Source organism: Niveispirillum sp. GW835-FHT14G11 (genome assembly GCF_058793615.1).
Genome location: NZ_JBXAFZ010000002.1, coordinates 588,255 through 603,224, shown reverse-complemented (window position 1 = coordinate 603,224; position 14,970 = coordinate 588,255). Strand labels below are relative to the sequence as shown.

Below are 14,970 nucleotides of genomic sequence, written 5' to 3'. Positions count from 1 at the left end.
CATGATGCCGAATGCGCCCAATCTCAGTGCCAGCGTCGAGAGCCTGGAACAGGCCGCGCAATGGTATGCGGCCCTGCGTGACGAGAGCGTCGCCGAGGCCGACCGGATCGCCTGGAAAGCCTGGCTTGCGCGGTCGTCCGAGAACCGGGCCGCCTGGGCGCATATCGAAAATGTCAGCCGCAAGTTCGAGCCGCTGCGCGGCTACGGCCGGCAGGGGACCACCGCTGCCGTGGCCGGCGTCGAAGCGGCCCGGTCGTCCGCCATGGGCCGCCGCCAGGCGCTCAACAGACTTGCCGGTGCCGTTGGCCTGGGCGTTCTGGGCTGGATGGGTTGGCACCAGACGCCCCTGCCCGAACTGGTGATGGTACTGCGGGCCGACCAGCATACCGGCACCGGCGAGCGTCGCGAACTGGTGCTGGCCGATGGCACGCGCGTCTGGCTCAACACAAGCACCGCGCTGAAGATGGATTACCGGGCCGATCAGCGCCGCGTCGTTCTGCTGGGGGGCGAGATTCTGATCCAGACTGCCGCCGACAGCCTGCAACGGCCCTTCTATGTCGAGACCGGACACGGCCGGCTACAGGCATTGGGCACCCGTTTCACCGTGCGTCAGACCGGTGAACGAACCCGCCTGGACGTGTTCGAGCATGCGGTGGACATCCGCACCATGGAAGGCAGCAGCATGCGCGTGACAGCAGGCCAGGCCGCCGCGTTCGACGCCGGGACCATCGCCGCGCTGGAGAATGCCGACCGCATGCGCGAGGCCTGGAGCCGCGGCAGCCTGCCGGCCGACAATATGCCGCTGGGTGATCTGCTGGAGGAACTGGGCCGTTATCGCCACGGCCATATCAGCGTGGCGCCCGAGGTGGCCGGTCTCAAGGTCATGGGCGTCTACCCGGCCAACGACCCCGACCGGGCGCTTGCCATGCTGGAACAGACGCTGCCCATCCGCGTGCGGCGCAGCCTGCCCTGGTGGATCACGGTCGAGGCCCGCTGAGCCCGCCTGCGGATGGGCCATATCGATCCGATGCGGCGGATTTTTTCGCCGACCCTGTTCCCCTTTTTCGATCTCGCTCGATTCCATGGATGAGAGGTGACGATCCGTATCTGACGCCGCCTCACGTCATCGTGATCCGTTGAGGAGAACCATTCCGTGTCCCGTCACCGCACGTTCGGCCTGCATCCCCGGCGCGTTGCCCGCTTCCCCGATACCGCCCTGCGTCCTGTGGTGCTGGCGGTACAGCTGGCCACTGCCGGCGCGCTGCTTGCGACCACCGCCCTGACGCCGGGAGCCTACGCGCAAACCGCAGCCGAGCCGGTGCGGCGCTTCGACATTCCCGTCAGCACGCTCACCGCGGCGCTCAACCGCTTTGCCGAAGAGGCGGGCGTGTTCCTGTCGGCCCCGGCGGCGCTGACGCAGGGCAAGAACAGCCCAGGCCTGTCGGGCAGTTTCACCGTCGATCAGGGGTTTGCGGAACTGGTGCGCGGCCAGGGGCTGAAGGTGGAGCGACAGGCCGACGGCAGCTATGCGCTGCGGCCGGCACCTGCGGCGGCCGCGTCAACGGGTGTGGTAATGCTGCCGACGATGCAGGTCGAGGCGGGTACCGGGCCGGTACCGGGCGAATTGCCCGCGCCCTATGCCGGTGGGCAGGTAGCGCGCGGCGGGCGGCTGGGCATGCTGGGTAACGTAGACGTGATGGACACGCCCTTCAACATCACCAGCTACACCTCCCTACTGATCGAGGATCAGCAGGCGCAGACGGTGCTGGATGTCCTGAAGAATGAACCCTCGGTCCGGCAAACGGCACCATCGGGGACCTTGGCCGATGCGTCCTTCAACATTCGCGGCTTCGGCCTCACCCCCGGTGCGGTAACGTTCGACGGGCTGCAGGGCATGGCGCCGGCCGTCGGCAACCTTTCGGTGGAGTTTGCCGAAAGGGTGGAAGTGCTCAAGGGGCCGAGCGCCCTGCTTTACGGCATGTCGCCCAGCGGTGCTGTGGGCGGCTCCATCAACCTGGCGCCCAAGCGGGCCGACGATACACCCTTGACGCGCCTGACGCTGGGCGTGGAATCGGATGCCTTGGGGAGGGTGCAGGTGGACCTGGGCCGCCGCTTCGGCGCCAACAATGAATGGGGCCTGCGTTTTAACGGCCGCTACAAGGATGGCGACAGGTTCATCGATGGTGCGAAGAATGAGGGCGAGCTGGGCGCCCTGGCGCTGGACTACCGGGGCGAGCGCCTGCGCATGTCGCTGGATGCCTATCGCCTGCAGGAAAAGCAGCATGGCGGCGGCACCCTGAATGCCTTCCTCGCCAATGGGCTGACGGCGGTGCCAGACGCACCCGACGCCAGCACGAACATGTATCCGGACGCTCCGCAGAGCAAGGAGACGACCGAAGCGGTCATCCTTGGCAGCGAGTACGATTTCAGCGACCTCTGGACCGTCTATGCCAAGCTGGGCGCACAGCGCAACGCGTTTGAAGGGCCGGTCAATTTCGGGGTCCAGGACATATTGGCCAATGGCGACGGGGACGTGATCCGCGATGACGCGCCATCGTTCGCCAGGACCAGAAGTGCCGAAACCGGCCTGCGGGGCTGGTTCCAGACCGGTGCGGTCAGCCATGCCCCGGCCGTCAGCGCCTCCTATCTGAACCGGGAGAGCGGCGGTGGCTTTACATTCGCCTCGTCCCCCCATCCGACCAACATCTACAGGCCCACACCCATCACGGATTATCTTGTTCCGTTCCCGGCGGGCCAACTCCCGAAGACCTCGGAAACCACCCTCAGCGGCTTCGCACTGGCCGACACGCTGGGCTTCATGGACGACCGTATGCTGCTGACCCTGGGCGTGCGGCGGCAGAATGTGAAGGCGACGAATTTCGACGACACTACCGGCGCCGTGACCTCCGAATATGATGCCAGCGCCTGGACGCCGATGGCCGGCCTGGTGGCCAAGCCGACCGACGACCTGTCGCTCTACGCAAACTATATCGAGGGGCTGTCGCAGGGCACGACGGTCGATGATGGCTTCCAGAATGCCGGCAATGTCTTTCCGCCCTACAAGACCAAGCAGATCGAGGTCGGGGCCAAGCTGCAAACGGGCAGTTTCACCAACACGCTGGGCCTGTTCCAGATCAAGCAGCCGAACACGCTGAGCGACGACAGCACCACGCCGCTGCCCACGCTGCGCCTGGACGGTGAGCAGCGTAACCGCGGCGTCGAATGGACGATCTTCGGCGAGCTGGCGCCCGGCCTGCGCATGCTGGGCGGGGTGACCTACCTGGAAGCGACGCTGACCAGGACTCAGGACAGCCTGCTGGATGGAAATCGGGCGGCCGGCGTGCCGCGCTGGACAGCCAACCTGGACCTGGATTGGGACGTGCCGGGTGTGCCGGGCCTGGCGGTGAACGGGCATGTCCTTTACACCGGCGCGCAGTATGTGGACGACACCAACGCGCTGACCCTGCCGTCATGGACACGGCTGGACCTGGGCGCGCGCTACGCGACGGAGATCGGTGGCAAGCCCGTCCTGTTCCGCGCCGGCGTGAACAACCTGTTCGACAGGAACTACTGGCAAGGCGTGTTTTTCAACGGTTCACTCACCGTGGGAGAGCCGCGCACGTTCCGGCTGTCCGCCAGCATCGATCTCTGAAGTATCCGGACGATGCGAACAGAAACCGCCGCCCGCCGCCATCCCGTTGCCCTTGCCGGCCGCATCCTGCTGGCGGTCCTGGGCGGTTACGCCTTTTGCTGGGGCGTGATCGCCCTGTGCGCAGCAGGGACGTTTCCGTTGGGGGTGGCGTTTCATGACGGGGAGACGCTGGGGTCGATCCTGGCGCTCCTGCTCTATCCGGCGGCGTTCCTGTGGGCCTTTGCGGCCCGCAGCCCCTGGCGGGTGGGTGTGGTGATGGTCGGCGGCGGCGCGCTGATGGCAGCCGCCGCCTCATTGATCCAGATGAGCCTGACCTAAGGGGTAGCCGATGTTCCAGAGCTTTCGCCATGCCGCAACCTGGGTGCATACATGGTTCGGCCTTGTGCTGGGTTTTGTGCTCATGGTCGTCTTCTTCTTCGGTTCGCTCTCGGTCTTCGATCGCGAGATCGACCGTTGGGCCATCCCGGCATCGCGCTTCGCGTCGCAGCCCATGCCTTCGTTCGACAAGGTGCTGCACCCGGTGTTCAAGGGTATCCAGCCCAACCAGGAGAGCCTCGAGCAGGCCCGGATGCTGATCGACGGGCCGTTGCCCGCGCATTGGGATCATCCCAGTTCCTGGGGTGCGTATACCACCCACCGCGATCCGGTTCTCAATATGTACGCGTCATGGGAGACGCCAAATGCGCGGGTGCCCGACTCCGTCTTCGGCTATCGCACCATCGACCCGCGCAGCGGTACGGTGTTTCCTGACGACCAGTTGAAGATCGGCAGCCAGTTCTTCTTTCCGCTGCATTACAATCTTACCCTTGAGTATGACCTCACACCCAACGGCAGGGACCTTGGCACCTGGATCGTCGGCTTTGCCGGGTTGATCATGCTGGTGGCGCTGATCTCGGGCGTGGTCATGCATCGCAAGATCTTCCGTGAGTTCTTCACGTTCCGGCCGGAGAAGAACATCCAGCGCAGCGTTCTCGACCTGCACAACATGACCGGCGTGCTGGCGCTGCCATTCCATTTCTTCTTCGCCCTGACCGGGCTGCTGATTTTCGCCGATACCTATTTCCCGGTGACGGATACCCAGCTCGAACCATTGCATGAACTGCACGAGAGGATCGAGGAACAGGAAACGGGATTGCCGCGTGACCGCGCGGGTGTGGCGGCACCGCTGGCCTCCGTGGATGCGATGGTTGCCGAAGCGCAGCGGCGCTGGGCCGCGAAGGGCATGGCGGGCGAGGTCGGCTCCCTCAGCATCAATCATGTCGGCGACGCCAATGGCTATGTGAGCATCTTTCGCGCCGGCACCGACCGCATCGCGAATGTGAGCGACGGCATCCACTTCAAGGCCAGCACGGGGGACGTGTTGCGCGAGGATCCCCCGCAGACTGCCGTGGGCAAGGTCGCCGACTTCCTGGTCGGCCTCCACCTTCAGCATTTCCGCCACTGGCTGCTGCGCTGGTTCTATGTGCTGGGCGGCCTGATGGGCACGGCCTGCATCGCCACCGGCCTCATCTTCTTCGTCGAGAAGCGCAAGAGGCAGCATGCCCGGACCGGCAGCCAGGGCAGCCGGATGGTCGATGCGCTGGCCGTCACCATGATCACCGGCATGCTGATCGCCACCCTGAGCATCCTCAACGCCAACCGCCTGCTGCCGGAGATGCCGCTCGCCGGCTGGCCGCCGCGCGACGCTCTCCAGATATACCTGTTCTGGACCGGCTGGGCGCTGGCCATGCTGCATGCCTTCGCCCGCAGCGCCCCGGTAGCGGTGGGCAAGATCAACCCGGCATGGCGTGAACAATGCTGGGCCGTGGCTTTCATGGCCGTCGCTGCGGTGCTGCTCAACTGGATCACCACCGGCGATCATCTCCTGCGCACCATCGGTATCGGCTACTGGCCGGTCGCCGGGATGGACCTGTCCCTGCTCGCTGCCGCCGCCGCCGCCATGTTCGCGGCGCGCAGGATCGGTCAGGGGGAAACGACGGAAGCGGATCGGTCCCCAACGCGGGCCGCCAAACGGGAGACGGTCATTGTCTGACGAACTCCTGCTTGCTGGTGCCGTGCTGTGCAGCATCGCCGGGTTCGCATGGCTGGCGCTGGCGATGGATGCCCACTGGCAACAGGTGCACCGCTGCGGCAAGCCCATGCCTGGCGTACGCCGCCTGTTGCGTGTGGCAGGGGGCATTGCCCTCCTGCTCTCGCTTGTCCTGTGCAATCTTGCCGATCACGCGACGATCGCGTCGCTGGTATGGGCCATGGCGCTCACCGCCGGGGCACTGCTGGTTGCCTTCACGCTGGCCTGGCGCCCGCAGTTGCTGCGGGTGCTATGGCTGTGGGGCGGCCGCGGTGCGGGTGGCGTGTGACGCATGCGCATGCTGACCTGCACCTGACAGGTCGTGGATGTCGGATTTCACGCGGATGAGGCGTTGTGATGGATGTATCATCGCTCTCTCCTCGCTCGAATTCCCGCCATAGGGCGTTAAAATCAGTGCGCCCGGTGGGCTGAAGCCCGCAGAACCTTGATGAATAGGCACTTCCCCACCAGACCCCTGATGGGGCATCGGGGCAGGACCGGGCGACATGGCGCTATCCCCCGTCCGGGGGCCCATCCAGCACCATGGCGGCGGCGGGGGTGGTGCGGGGCAGGATCTGGTAGGGCATCTGCTGCTCGGCCGGGACCGGTGCGGTCCGGCGGGTGCGCAGCAGGGCGAAGGCCAGGGTCGCGGCGGCGACCAGCGCGATCAGGGCGAACAGCCCGGCCGGTCCCAGGGCCGCCATGGTCACGGCACCGCTGAGCGGTCCCAGGATGGCGCCACCGGCATAGACCAGGACCAGGCCACCCGTGGCGCCGACGCGCGCGCCATCGGTCAGGCGGTCATTGGCATGGGCGACGAACAGCGGGTAGAGCGCGAAAGCCACGCCGCCGAAGAGGGCCGCCGCCGGCAACAGCAGGACAGGCAGCGCCAAGGCGGCCAGGATCAGCAGCAGTGCCAGCGCCAGGGCCGCCGCCAGCGTGCCGATGATCACCCGGCGGCGGTCGAACCGGTCGGACAGCAGGCCCAGCGGCCATTGCAGCACCACCCCGCCCAGGATGGCGATGCCCATGAACCGGGATGTCTGCGACAGGTCCATGCCGATGCCGGCGGTGAACAACCCGCCCAGGGCATAGAAGGCGCCCAGCATGATCCCGGTCGCCAGCGCGCCGGCCACGCCCAGCGGTGAGGCTGCATACAAGGCGCCCAACCCCATGGCCCCGCCTTCCGGCGAGGGTGGCGGCGGCATGCGGGTCAGCGCGATGGGCAGCACCGCCAGCGACATCAGCAGCGATCCGGCGACCAGCGGCAAAAGCGGCTGCGACGTGGCCAGCATCAGGATCGGCTGTCCCACCGCCTGACCGACATACAGCGCGATCATATAGGTGGCGAGCACGCCGCCCCGCCCCGTGGCCGGGGCGCGGTCGTTCAGCCAGCTTTCCAGGCAAACGAAAATGCCGGCCATGCACAGCCCGTCCAGCAGCCGCAAGCCCGCCCAGAAGGCCGGATGCTGATAGAGCGCATAGGCCAGCATCGAGGCGGAGAACAGGGAGACGAAGGTGGCAAAGGCCCTTATATGCCCCACGCGCCCGATCAATGTGAAGGCCAGGGGTGACCCCAGGCCCAGCCCGATGAAATAGGCGGTGCCCATCCAGCCGATGGTGACCGGTGATGCCCCGGCCTGTTGCAGACGCAGGGCGATCAGTGTGGCCATGAAGCCGCTGCCGGCCATGGCCAGGAAGATGGCGGCCAGCAGCGACCGGACGGGACGCCAGCCGGTCATCGTGCGATGGGGGCCGTCATGGTGCCGCCCCGCAATGGCGAGGATAGGGCGTAACCCAATGCCAGCCCGACCAGCATGCCCGGCATCCCCTCATAGATGTCATGGTGCCAGCCCAGCAGCCGCCAGCCCAGGGCCACGGCGACGCCGGCCAGCATCATGGCGATGGCCGTGCGTTGCGGCACGTCCCGGCCCAAGGCCAGCAGGATCAGCATGGGGCCGAAGGCCACGGCCAGGGTCGACCAGGACAGGATGACCAGGCTGAACACGCTTTGCGTGCCGGCCAGCGCGATCAGCAGGGCGAAGCCCGTGACCCCGGCCGTGGCCAGCTTCAGGGCCCAGGGTGCCTCCAGCCGTTCGGGCACCAGATCATGGGTGATGGCGGCCGAACAGGCCAGGACCAGGCTGTCGGCCGTGGACATGGTGGCCGCGAAGATGCCGGCCAGGACCACCCCCACCAGCACCGGCGGCAGCAATTCCAGCGCCATGGTCGGCAGCGCCATTTCCGGGTCGAGATCGGCCAGCCCCGGCAGGTACAGCCGCGACAGCATGCCGACACCGGTGGCCAGCAGATAGAACAGGGTGAAGAAGGAATAATACCAGATGCGGGCCCGCGCGATGCCCTCCGGCCGGTCCAGCGCCATGAACCGTACCATCACATGCGGCTGGCCGATGACACTGACGCCCGCAAACATCCAGCCGACGATAAAAAGTACCAAACCGGACAGGCCCGGCAACAGCAGGTCCGGCGGGGTCAGCGACAGAAACCCGTCGATGGCACCCATCTGGGCGATGCTGGCAGTCCAGCCGCCCCGACCATCCACGGCGACCAGGAACAGCAGGCCCATGGCCAGCAGCATGACGCTGCTCTGCGCCGCATCGGTCCAGATGCTGGCGCGGATGCCGCCGGCCAGGCAATAGGCCAGGATCATGGCCGCGACGATCCAGGCACCCAGGGTCGGCGACCAGTCTAGGACCCCGTGCAGGGCCTTGCCGCCGGCCGCGATCTGTGCGGCTGCATAGGCGCCCAGGAAAATGACAGTGATGATGGCGGCCAGCCGCCGCCACAGCCGCATGTCGCCCCCCTGCCACCCGGCCAGCACCGAGCCGAAGGAGGCCTCGCCCGTGCGGGCTGTCGCTTCGCGCAGGCGGCCATGGATGAACAGGGACGCCAGCAGGTCGCCGGCGATCCAGCCCAGCATCAACCACACGGATGACAGGCCGACCGTGTAGGTGTAGCCGATGACGCCGATGAACATGTAACCGGAATTGTTCGTCGCCACCGCCGACAGACCGACCAGCCACGGCCTCACGCTGTTGCTGGCCAGATAATAGTCCCGCCGGGTGCGGCGTGACCGGGAGACGGACACAAGCCCGATGCCCAGGAAAATCAGCAGGAAGGCCACGAAACTGGCGGTGATCATGGGAAGCCCCTTAAATGGTCACGCGGCGATGGCGGCCACCGGACGGATGCTGTCGGTTCCGACCAACCCGTCATGCAGGGCCCGCACGGCGCGATCGAAATCCGGCCGGGCGACGATGAACTGAACATCGACATTGCGGATCTGATGCTGGATGCCCATCACCGGCACGCCCGCCCCGGCCAGGGCGGACAGCGCATCGGCCAGCAGGCCCGGACGGTTCAGATCGCTGCCGATGATGGCGACGATGGAAATGGCATGGGTGGCCAGGCCGGCAGTGGGAAACCGGGTTTCCAGCTCGTCGACCACCTTCTGAACGGCGGAGCCGTCGGCCCGCAGATAATGGGTGATGGTGTTGGCATTGCTGGATTTGGCGATGATCCAGGTGCGGTGGCGGGTCAGTGCCTCCAGGATGGCGGCGTCATAACCCTTTTCACCCACCATGTCCTGCTCGAAGAACTCCAGCGCCGTGCCGTTGCGCAGGCCCGTGACGATCTCTACCCTTGGGCAATCGGAGATGTAGTCGCCGCAGATCAGGGTGCCGTCATCGGCCGGATCGAAGGTGTTCTTCACCCGCAGCCGGATGCCGGCCTGACGCAATCCACGGCCCGCGCGGGGATGGATGGCCTCCATCCCCAGATTGGCCAGCTGGTCGGCCACGTCATAGTTGGTGCGGCCGATCTTGCGGGCATTTTCCGGACCCACCAGTTTGGGGTCGGCGCTGGACAGGTGGAATTCCTTGTGGATGATGGCTTCGGTCGCACCGGTCAGCACAGCGATGCGCGAAAAGGTCATCTCCGAATAGCCCCGGTCATAGCGGGCCACCATGCCGCCCTGGCACTGGGCATAGCCGGTGATGATGGGCAGCGTGTCCGACAGGTCGATACCGGCCATGCCATCGGCGATGCGCTGGTCCAGGTCGGGCCGGGCCGTGTCGCGCCAGCCGGTCAGGTCGATCATCCGCGCCTTGACGCCATGGTCGCGCAGCAGCAGGGCGGTATTGTGGGCGCTGTGCGCCTCGCCCAGCCCCGCCAGCATTTCCCGCACCGCCGCCAGTGGCTCGGCCAGGCGGAAATGTCCGTGAGAGCGCAGGCGGTGCAGGTCGTCCAGGCATTGGCGCGCACCGTCGATACGCTCCGCCACGAAGGCGTCGGCCATGCGCCGGCTGTCGCCGTCTTCGGTGAAAATGGCGGCGTTGCGCGCCTTCATCGCGACGGCCACAAGGTCCAGGGCACGGGTCCAGTCATCACCGTTGGCATCCTTGATGAACGCCGCATAGACGCCGGGTTCGCCCGTCTTCTTGTGTTCCAGCAGCAGGTCGGTGATGCCGGCATAGGCGGAGACAACGAAGGCGCGGCCATAGAGCGCCGGTCCCTGCCGCCCACCGATCAGCACATTATCCAGCACGGTCTGCGTGGCGGCGATGGAGGTGCCGCCGATCTTTTCGATCGTATGACCCGTCATCACGCGGCACTCCGCGTCAAGGGGCCCGTCATGGGGCGGATGGCGGCGATGTCGCGCCGCGCGGCGATGAAGTCCGGGCGGGGTGTGACGGGGCCGAACGGTTCTTGCAGCCGGTTGGACAGGGCGTTGTAGACCAGGAAGGCATTGGCCCGGGGCAGGGGGGTGATATTGCCATTCGACCCGTGCATGATGTTGCAGTCGAAGATGATCACCGTCCCCGGCTCGCCCGTGGGGGCGACGATGCCGTGACGGTTGACCAGATCGGCCAGACTATCCTCGTCCGGCACACCATATTCCTGCTTCTTCAGCGAGGATTTATAGTGGTTCTCCGGCGTTTGCCCCACGCAGGTCAGGAATTCCCGGTGCGATCCGGGGATCAGCATCAGCGGCCCGTTATGCGGGGTGTTGCGGGCCAGCAGCACCGACATGGACAGGGCCCGCATGCGGGGCATGCCATCCTCCACATGCCAGGTCTCGAAATCGGAATGCCAGTAGAACTCCCGACCCTGGAAACCGGGTTTGTAGTTCAGGCGCGACTGGTGGATATAGACATCGTCGGCCAGCAGGAACTGCGCCACCTCCGACAATCGCGCATCAGCGGCCAGCCAGGCCATCATGGCGTTCTGGCGGTGGATTTCGAAGATCGACCGCACCTCGGTGCCGCCGGGTTCGGTGATGATGGTCTCCGGCTTCAGTCCCTGCGGATGGCCCAGCAGGCCAGCCGCTTCAGCGCGCAGGGTGTCGACCTCTTCGGCGTCGAACAGGCTTTCCAGGACGAGATAGCCATTTTCCTCGAAGAAATGGGCCTGCGCCTGGGAGATCGGGGCATCGGGACGCCAAGGGCCGTGCAGCACGGGGTCGAGTCGCGGCAGCAACCGCGCCTGATCAGCGCAGCGGGAGGGGTAGTGATCGGTCATGAGATGGTCTCGCAATGAAATTCCGGGTTCTGGCGGCGGTGCATGATCATCACGCCGCCCTGTCGGCCGGATAGGCGCCGGTCTCGTCATGCACCTCGCGGCCGGTCACCGGCGGGTTGAAGACGCAGGCCATGACCATTTCGGTGCGGCCGCGCAGGATGTGCCGGTCGTTCAGGTTCAGCGCATACATCGTGCCGGGCCGGATATCATGGACCTGTCCCGTGGCCAGATCCTCGATGCTGCCCTCGCCGCTGATGCAATAGACCGATTCCTGGTGGTTCTTGTAATGCATGGGCAGTTCGGCGCCGGCCTGGATGGTGGTGATGTGGAAGGAAAAGCCCATGCCGTCATCCTTCAACAGCAGGCGGGCGCTTTCCCAGCCGGGGGCCGCAACATTACGGTCGGACGCGCGGGCATCCGTCAGGGTGCGAACGATCATGTTGATATTCCTTGCTGGTTACTCTGCGGCGGCGCTGTAGCGGGGCGTCACGGCCAGTGCGACGCATTGTTCCAGGATATGCAGGCCCTGCGACAGCTCGGCCTCGGTGATGGTCAGGGGTGCCAGCACCTTCACCACCTCGTCATGGGCGCCGCTGGTTTCGATGATGACGCCGCGCGCGAAGGCGGCGGCGGTGATGCGCGTCGCGATCTCGCCCGATCCGACATCAATGCCCTGCATCATGCTCCGGCCCTTGACGCGCATCTGGTTGCCATAGGGGGCGGCGATGGCGTGCAGGCCGCGGCCCAGAAGCTCGGCCCGCTGACGCACCGTCTGTTCGAACGCGCCATCGCGCCAGAAATGGCGCAGGGCGGCTGTGGCGGTGACGAAGGCGTGGCAATTGCCCCGGAAGGTGCCGTTATGCTCGCCGGGTCGCCACTGGTCCAGTTCCGGCCGCAGCAGGGTCAGCGCAAAGGGCAGGCCCATGCCGGACAGCGATTTGGCCAGGGTGACGATGTCGGGGGTGATCCCCGCTTCTTCAAAGCTGAAGAAGCCGCCCGTGCGGCCACACCCGGCTTGGATTTCGTCCAGGATCAGCAGGGCACCGTGACGCCTGGCGATGTCGGCGATCTTGCGCAGCCAGTCAGCGGAGGCGACATTCAGGCCGCCTTCACCCTGCACCGCCTCCACCAGGATGGCGGCGGGCTGGTCCAGTCCGCTGGACGGGTCGGACAGGCGCTGGTCCAGCAGATCGGCCGTATCGATGTCGGGACCGTGATAGCCGTCGAACGGTTCATGGCTGACATGGTTCAGCGGCACACCGGCCCCGTCGCGCTTGCCGGCATTGCCGGTGCAGGCCAGGGAACCCAGGGTCATGCCATGGAAGCCGTTGGTGAAGGCGATGACATGCTGTCGCCCCGTCACCTTGCGCGCCAGCTTCAAGGCCGCTTCCACCGCATTGGTGCCGGTGGGGCCTGTGAACATGGCGCGATAGGACAGGCCGCGCGGGACCAGGATGGTGCGCTCCAACTCGATCAGGAAGGCCTGCTTGGCGGCGGTGTGCAGATCCAGGCTGTGGGTGATGCCGTCGGCGGTGATATAATCCAGCAGGGCCTGCTTCAGGACCGGATGGTTGTGGCCGTAATTCAGGCTGGAGCAGCCCGACAGGAGGTCGAGATAGCGTCCGCCCTGCGCATCCTCCATCCATGCGCCTTGGGCTCGGTTGAACAGGCGGGGCATGGCACGGGAATAGCTGCGGACCTGGGATTCCAGACGGTCGAAGGTGGTGACGTCGGGCGGGGTGGCCGTTGGTGTCGGCATCATGATGGTTGTTTCCCTTTGTTGATGGCGGGCATGGGGGCCCGGTCAGGCGGCAGCGCGCACCGTGGGCAGCGGGCCGATGGTGACCAGATGCTCGCTCTCCTGCGTGCCGGCGAGATGGCGTTGGCGATCGAAATGCGCGTCGTGGCGCAGCGGGGCCCCCTGGCTGTCGGCAAAGCCCTGGAACAGCGCCCAACTGGCCTGGTTGGAGGGGGTGATGGTGGTGGCGATGGTGGTGAGGTCGCCCAGGCCGGGGCGGGACAGCAGGGCCGTCAGCAGGCGGCGGCCCAGCCCCTGGCCGCGAACAACGGGATCGACCGCGACCTGCCAGACGAACAGGGTGCGGGGATCGGCCGGCAGGCGATAGCCCGAAACCCAGCCGACAACCCGTCCCGCCCCCTCGGCCAGGATGCAGCAATCGGCGAAATGGCTGGCCTGCAAGAGGTTGCAGTAGAGCGAGTTGACGTCCAACGGCGGGCAGGCCGCAATCAACCGGTGGATGGCGGCACCATCGGCCGCCTGTGGTTTGCGTAAAGAGAAAGCCACAGTCCCGTGGGGAAAGCCTGTGGCGGCGGGTTGGTGGGCTGGCAGAGCCATTCTTCACCCCCTTGATATTTTATCTTTCGAATTAAATTGACGGGATCGATGGGCCCCATCTCGGCTGGATTGGTGCCAATTTTGACGCAACCTGCCCACGAGTCAACCATTTTGCGCGCATGGCATGTAATCGCGGACAGGATCGCCGCGTGATTGGTTGGGAAAATTGCTTCATTGATTGAAATATAATCACGCTTGCTGGTCCGCATCGCCCCCGGTAAAGCAGGCGTTCCTACGGACTGCGAAGTGATCGGCGATCATGATTGAACCCCGCACAGAGGCGGCCCTGCGGGCCATCCGTCGCATCATGCGCGCGGCCGATCAGGCGGAGCGGCAGTTGGTGACGGCTACCGGTCTGACGCCGTCGCAATTGCTGCTGTTGCAGGAAGTGGCAAGGCGGGGGCAGGCCACGCCCAGCACCCTGGCATCGGCCGTGCAGTTCAGCCAGGCCACGGTCACCAATCTGGTTGACCGGCTGGAGGTGCTGGAACTGGTCGAACGGCGGCGCGGCGATCAGGACCGGCGGCAGATCTGGGTGGTGATCACGGCCAAGGGACGTGAAATCCTGGCCAAGGCGCCGGACATGCTCCAGGACCTGTTTTCCGGCCGTTTCCAGCATCTGCCGGATTGGGAGCAAGCCATGGTCGTCGCCATGCTGGAGCGGCTGAGCGCCCTGCTGGACGCGGAAAAGATCGACGCCGCTCCGCTGATCGATACGGGCGGGCCGATCGATCGGCTACCATCGTGAACTTGGGGTATGGCCTTCGACGTCCGGTTTGCGTGCGTCTCAACCAGCGAACGGGGTCGGCCGTGCGGTTCTGATCGGCGGCCCCGGCCCCGTCATTCCGTCCGGCGCCTAGCCTTGTCCAGTTCGGCGCGGCTGGCCCAGTGGGAATGGGTGCCGCTGCTGATCTTGTGCGGCAGGGCGATGCGGCAGACGGGGCCATCGCTGAACCGCTTGCAATCGACCAGGATATGTTGATGAAGCTGGGCGCCAACCTGTCCTATGTCTATCAAGACAGCATCTATTGGGGTCCGGATAATACCAACCGCGAACCGGGCTATGGTCAGGTCGATGCCCGCATCAGCCTGGGCCATGTCGACGGCTCCTGGCAGGTGACGGTCTATGGCAAGAACCTAACCGACGAACTGTACCGGACCAGCATCATCCCCTTCGCGGGGGATGAGGTCTCGCTCTACGGTGCCCCGCGCACCTATGGTGTGCGCATGTCGACACGGTTCTGATGCCGATAGGCCGGCACTGAGGAGGTCCGCCCCGGTCCCCATGCGGGACCGGGGCGGATCGCCGTTATCGTCGAGCGGCAAATATTGTCGTCCAGCTTAGCCGGGGAT

14 protein-coding genes are annotated in these 14,970 nt (G+C 66.0%); 7 read left to right on the top strand and 7 right to left on the bottom strand.

Features of this window, described 5'->3' with window-relative positions:
• Nucleotide 1 precedes the first annotated feature (1 nt).
• The 5 genes from AC1Q7F_RS06020 to AC1Q7F_RS06000 all read left to right on the top strand — a co-directional run bounded on the left by AC1Q7F_RS06020 (nt 2) and on the right by AC1Q7F_RS06000 (nt 6,009).
• Nucleotides 2-997, top strand: a complete 996-nt coding sequence (locus AC1Q7F_RS06020; protein WP_492504810.1) for a FecR domain-containing protein — start codon at nt 2-4, stop codon at nt 995-997.
• 156 nt (nt 998-1,153) lie between these two features.
• Nucleotides 1,154-3,652 carry a TonB-dependent siderophore receptor gene (locus tag AC1Q7F_RS06015; RefSeq protein WP_492504808.1) on the top strand — a complete coding sequence of 833 codons (2,499 nt, stop codon included), beginning with the start codon at nt 1,154-1,156 and terminating at the stop codon, nt 3,650-3,652.
• A gap of 12 nt (nt 3,653-3,664) precedes the next feature.
• Complete coding sequence (locus AC1Q7F_RS06010; protein WP_492504806.1) at nt 3,665-3,970, top strand: hypothetical protein; 306 nt, start codon at nt 3,665-3,667, stop codon at nt 3,968-3,970.
• Between the two features lie 10 nt (nt 3,971-3,980).
• The gene (locus AC1Q7F_RS06005; protein ID WP_492504804.1) at nt 3,981-5,684 is read left to right on the top strand and encodes a PepSY-associated TM helix domain-containing protein; all 1,704 of its coding nucleotides are present in this window, start codon (nt 3,981-3,983) and stop codon (nt 5,682-5,684) included.
• Nucleotides 5,677-6,009 carry a DUF3325 domain-containing protein gene (locus AC1Q7F_RS06000; protein ID WP_492504802.1) on the top strand — a complete coding sequence of 111 codons (333 nt, stop codon included), beginning with the start codon at nt 5,677-5,679 and terminating at the stop codon, nt 6,007-6,009. The genes AC1Q7F_RS06005 and AC1Q7F_RS06000 overlap by 8 nt, the downstream gene beginning before the upstream one ends.
• Before the next feature lie 223 nt (nt 6,010-6,232).
• Here the strand turns inward: AC1Q7F_RS06000 and AC1Q7F_RS05995 are convergent, their stop codons facing one another.
• The 7 genes from AC1Q7F_RS05995 to ectA are packed head-to-tail and all read right to left on the bottom strand — an operon-like array spanning nt 6,233 to nt 13,617.
• Entirely contained in the window at nt 6,233-7,462 is a 1,230-nt protein-coding gene (locus AC1Q7F_RS05995; protein WP_492504800.1) for an MFS transporter, read from the bottom strand.
• Nucleotides 7,459-8,883: a sodium/proline symporter gene (locus AC1Q7F_RS05990; protein ID WP_492504798.1), complete on the bottom strand. Its 1,425-nt coding sequence runs from the start codon at nt 8,881-8,883 to the stop codon at nt 7,459-7,461. Before AC1Q7F_RS05990 ends, AC1Q7F_RS05995 begins: the two co-directional genes overlap by 4 nt.
• 18 nt (nt 8,884-8,901) lie before the next feature.
• Nucleotides 8,902-10,344, bottom strand: a complete 1,443-nt coding sequence (locus AC1Q7F_RS05985) for an aspartate kinase (protein WP_492504796.1) — start codon at nt 10,342-10,344, stop codon at nt 8,902-8,904.
• Entirely contained in the window at nt 10,344-11,261 is a 918-nt protein-coding gene (gene thpD / locus AC1Q7F_RS05980) for an ectoine hydroxylase (protein ID WP_492504794.1), read from the bottom strand. Before thpD ends, AC1Q7F_RS05985 begins: the two co-directional genes overlap by 1 nt.
• Before the next feature lie 49 nt (nt 11,262-11,310).
• The gene (locus tag AC1Q7F_RS05975; RefSeq protein ID WP_492504792.1) at nt 11,311-11,700 is read right to left on the bottom strand and encodes an ectoine synthase; all 390 of its coding nucleotides are present in this window, start codon (nt 11,698-11,700) and stop codon (nt 11,311-11,313) included.
• A gap of 18 nt (nt 11,701-11,718) precedes the next feature.
• Entirely contained in the window at nt 11,719-13,023 is a 1,305-nt protein-coding gene (gene ectB / locus AC1Q7F_RS05970; RefSeq protein ID WP_492504790.1) for a diaminobutyrate--2-oxoglutarate transaminase, read from the bottom strand.
• A 42-nt stretch (nt 13,024-13,065) separates the two neighbouring features.
• On the bottom strand, nt 13,066-13,617 hold the full coding sequence (gene ectA / locus AC1Q7F_RS05965; RefSeq protein WP_492504788.1) for a diaminobutyrate acetyltransferase: 552 nt from the start codon (nt 13,615-13,617) through the stop codon (nt 13,066-13,068).
• A gap of 259 nt (nt 13,618-13,876) precedes the next feature.
• Here ectA and AC1Q7F_RS05960 point away from each other — a divergent pair, with 259 nt between their 5' ends.
• Both AC1Q7F_RS05960 and AC1Q7F_RS05955 read left to right on the top strand, forming a co-directional pair.
• Entirely contained in the window at nt 13,877-14,365 is a 489-nt protein-coding gene (locus AC1Q7F_RS05960; protein WP_492504786.1) for a MarR family winged helix-turn-helix transcriptional regulator, read from the top strand.
• Nucleotides 14,366-14,598: 233 nt separating this feature from the next.
• Nucleotides 14,599-14,862 (top strand): hypothetical protein, encoded by a 264-nt coding sequence (locus tag AC1Q7F_RS05955; RefSeq protein WP_492504784.1) that lies wholly within the window; start codon nt 14,599-14,601, stop codon nt 14,860-14,862.
• Nucleotides 14,863-14,970: the final 108 nt, after the last annotated feature.